Origin of the sequence: uncultured Salinisphaera sp. (assembly GCF_964012375.1) — a bacterium.
Taxonomy (GTDB): domain Bacteria; phylum Pseudomonadota; class Gammaproteobacteria; order Nevskiales; family Salinisphaeraceae; genus Salinisphaera.
In genome coordinates this window covers 1-3085 of record NZ_CAXGSH010000173.1, presented here as the reverse complement: position 1 = coordinate 3085, position 3085 = coordinate 1, and the positions used below count along the sequence as shown (strand labels likewise).

The following is a 3085-nucleotide window of genomic DNA, read 5'->3' as shown; positions in this document are numbered from 1 at the left end:
CTTATTCAGATCACCCGCGAAAACCGGGCCGGCGTTTCGCGCTGTTTGAGATAGGCGTCGAAGACCATCGCGATCGGGCGTAATAGCAGCCGGCCGCGATCGAGAATGTCGATACCCTCGCCGTCCACGCGAATCAGCGCATCGTCGGTCAGTGCACGCAGGGATTCGAGTTCGTCCGCGAAATGCTCGTTGAAGACGATGCCGTGGCGTGCCTCGATGGGCGCGAAATCGAGCCGGCTGTGGCACATCAGCCCCTGGATGACGTCGCGACGCAGGCGATCGTCGTCGCTGAGCTGCACGCCACGCTGGACCGGCAGGCGGTCCTCGGCCAGCGCCTGCTGGTAATCCGGAATGCTCTTGCCGTGCTGGCTGTAGCTGTCGGCCACGCTGGAAATGGCGCTCATGCCCATGCCCACGAGATCGCAGCCACGGTGCGTCGAATAACCCTGGAAATTACGATACAGCCGGCCCTCGCGCTGGGCCACGGCCAGTTCGTCGTCGGGCAGCGCGAAATGGTCCATGCCGATATAGACATAGCCGGCCGTGGTCAGCCGTTCGATCGCCAGCGCCATGAGCGCGAGCTTGGTTTCGGCGCTGGGCATGTCTTCATCGTGGATCTGGCGCTGGGCGGAGAACAGCTGCGGCATATGGGCATAGCTGTAGAGCGCGATGCGATCGGGCCGGCGCAGAATGACTTCGCTGAGCGTGGCGTTGAAGCCCATTACCGACTGGCGCGGCAGCCCGTAGATCAGATCGAAGTTGACCGACTGAAAGCCCACGCGACGCAGTTCGTCGAGCACGCGCGCGACCTGATCCTTCGACTGGATACGGTTTACGGCCCGCTGCACGTCGATATCGAAATCCTGCACACCCAGGCTGGCGCGATTGAAGCCGAGTTCGGCCATGAGCCCGATCGAGCCGGTATCCACCGTGCGCGGGTCGATTTCCATGGTGAATTCACGCCCATCGCTGCTGTCGAGATCGAAGTGCGTATCCAGATCGGTCATGAGGGCCGTCATCTGGGCGGGGGTGAGATACGTTGGCGTCCCGCCACCCCAGGCCAGCTGCGACACGCGACGGCCCTCGTCGTACAACCCGCCCTGCAGGGCGATCTCGCGGCGCAGGGCGGTGACATACCGGTCGATGACCTGCGGCTGGCGCGTAATCACCCGCGTGCAGGCGCAATAGAAGCACGGGCTGGAACAGAACGGCAGGTGCAGATAGAGCGACAGCGGCCCGCCGACGGCATTGCTCGCCGCCGCGCGCTCGCGGTAGGCGGCTTCGCCGAACTCGGCCGCGAAATGCGGTGCGGTGGGATAGGACGTATAACGCGGCCCGCTACCGCTGTAGCGGCGGATCAGATCCAGGTCGAAAGACAGCGATGAGCCCATAGCGTACGTCCGCGATGATATGAGCTGCGCAGGTTAGCGGTGTCGACGCCGCCACAATTTGATCTCGATCAATTTCTAGACAGTGGCCGCCGGTCGCAGAGGGACATGCTCGGCCGCCTGGACGCGATCGCGGCCGGCGTTCTTGCCGGCATAGAGAATGGCATCGGCCCTGCGCAGCACGTCGTCCACAGTCTGATCGTCCGGCTCGAGTTCGGTGACTGCCAGCGTGGCGGTCAGGCGAAGCCCCGGGGCAGCGTCGACGATACCGCGGCGAGCCAGACGAGCGCGGATGGTTTCGGCAACCGCAAAGGCCTGGGCATGATCCGTGTCGGGCAGAATGATCAGAAATTCCTCACCGCCCAGGCGGCCGAAGATATCGCGTGCGCCGAGGATGTCGCGACACAGGTTGGCGGTGGCTACGAGTGCGGCATCGCCCGTGGCATGGCCATAGGTGTCGTTGACGCGCTTGAAGTGGTCGAGGTCGAGCATCACGAAAGACAATGCACGGCCCGATGCGCGCGACACGGCCATTTCTCGCTCGGCCGCGTCGGCATAGGCACGGCGGTTGCAGGCGCCGGTCAGCGGATCGGTACGGGCCTGCTTCTGGAGCTGGACCTCAAGAGCGGTGCGCCGATCGATTTCTGCTTCGGCCTGTTCCAGCGCCATGAATTCGCGCCGCCGCGTGGTCTCGAATCGCTGCGCGGCAAACCAGCCGGATACGGCGGGGATCACCAGCAACTCGGCCAGGATGAGCATCCGTAGCGGAGCGGTTTCGCTGATGTTGAGCGCAACGCAAACCAGCGTGCCCACGATCGTATAGCCGGCCACGCCCACCGTATAGACCACCCGGTTCGGAAACAGCACGAACAGTTCGATGATCAAGGCCATGGTCACCGCCGCCAGCCAGCGGATATGTTCGTCGGGGCTGACAAAATACAGCCCGAAGAACGAGGTGATGCCCAGCAGCATGGCCGGCGTCATGATCAGCCCCGATGTGGCGAGCGCGGGGCGTCGCCGCACGAGTATCGCTGCACCGAACAGCGCACAGAACAGGCCGATTCGAACCGCCCACGCACAGCCGAGCATGAACGACATGCCGAACTGGTAGTAATCGCTCAGCCCGAAAAACAGCCACAGCACGCCCCAGATCACCAGTGCCCGGCTGACATAGACCGCAACCGACGCTTCGACATGGCCTCGATAGCGCTGCTCGGTCTCGCGATCGATGAACTCCGCGCGCCAGAACGAAAGCCGATACCGCCCGGGCAGCGTCGCCGGTGCACTGCCCAGGGCAACGGACGCCGCTTGCGATCGTGCATCCGCCGAACGACTCGACGTGTCAGGCGGGCGCATACGGCTCATGTAGGCAGGGGTTCTAGGCAGGTCGATAACTATCGGCGTTACTGCGTCTGGACTTGAGTCATCCGCTCAAACCGCGCCGGCGGCCGCAGACGTTCGACGCAAGAACAACGGCCACGGGTCGCGGTTTTGCCGGCCGCTGGCCAGCGGGCGCATGACATGGCATACAGACGCTCTATGACGGATCTCTCGACCGACTGTGTTGTGGTGCGCCTGTACAGGCACCGCCTTAAGGAAGCTCTGCATAACCTCTCGCGGTTCGCGTTCGAGTCCTCACAGGCGGTGCGGCAAGGCGTCCGAGCGCAGCGCCTGCCTCATTGGCAGGTCAAGCTCGG

2 protein-coding genes are annotated in these 3085 nt (G+C 64.0%); both read right to left on the bottom strand.

Annotated features, from left to right (window positions below; all coding sequences use genetic code 11):
- Nucleotides 1–5: 5 nt before the first annotated feature.
- The gene (hemN, locus tag ABNU97_RS17565; protein WP_348767959.1) at nucleotides 6–1391 is read right to left on the bottom strand and encodes an oxygen-independent coproporphyrinogen III oxidase; all 1386 of its coding nucleotides are present in this window, start codon (nucleotides 1389–1391) and stop codon (nucleotides 6–8) included.
- Nucleotides 1392–1466: 75 nt separating this feature from the next.
- Nucleotides 1467–2753 carry a GGDEF domain-containing protein gene (locus tag ABNU97_RS17560; RefSeq protein ID WP_348767958.1) on the bottom strand — a complete coding sequence of 429 codons (1287 nt, stop codon included), beginning with the start codon at nucleotides 2751–2753 and terminating at the stop codon, nucleotides 1467–1469.
- Between the last annotated feature and the right edge of the window lie 332 nt (nucleotides 2754–3085).